We start from the raw sequence: 515 nt of genomic DNA, 5'->3' as shown, positions 1-515 counted from the left end.
ACTTTCTTAGTTGTTGGGTTGTAGTAGTTTACAACTTGGGCCGCAGTATTTTCGATATCTACACCACCTGCAACATCAGCTTTAACTGTTGTTGGGATGTCGAACTTGTAGTAACGTCCAAAGGCGAATTTAGTTGTGTCGATAACTTGTGTGTTTTCTGCATCGCCAAGTGACTTAGTGAAGCCAGCTTTAAGGGTTGCAGTGATCACACCGTTGTTAACTGTGATATCAAATTTGTCTGTGACTTCTGCGCCTGTTACTGAATCGTAGGCTTTAATAGCTGAAGCGTCAAGATTCAATTTAGTTTCATCGTAGTCATCTGAGATTCCTACTGATTGGATGTTGTCCTTGTTAGCTGCGTCGAATTTAGTTGTATCCAACCATACTTGATAAACCAATTTTTGACCACGTTTAACAGTCTTGGTATTCAAGTTTTCTGCTTCGTTGTTTGAGGCATCGTCCGCATATGGGTTCGCATTGGTATCTGCGTACTTGTCTGCCAACTCTTTATCATC

Annotated in this window: 1 protein-coding gene; it reads right to left on the bottom strand. The window is 41.2% G+C overall.

The window, feature by feature from the left end; genetic code table 11:
* Positions 1-515: SspB-related isopeptide-forming adhesin (locus tag HMPREF2877_RS11490; RefSeq protein WP_256262943.1), on the bottom strand; the 515-nt coding region annotated here is incomplete at both ends.

This window comes from Streptococcus sp. HMSC072D03 (genome assembly GCF_001812855.1).
GTDB classification, from domain to species: domain Bacteria; phylum Bacillota; class Bacilli; order Lactobacillales; family Streptococcaceae; genus Streptococcus; species Streptococcus salivarius_D.
This window is presented reverse-complemented; position numbering and strand designations above follow the sequence as displayed.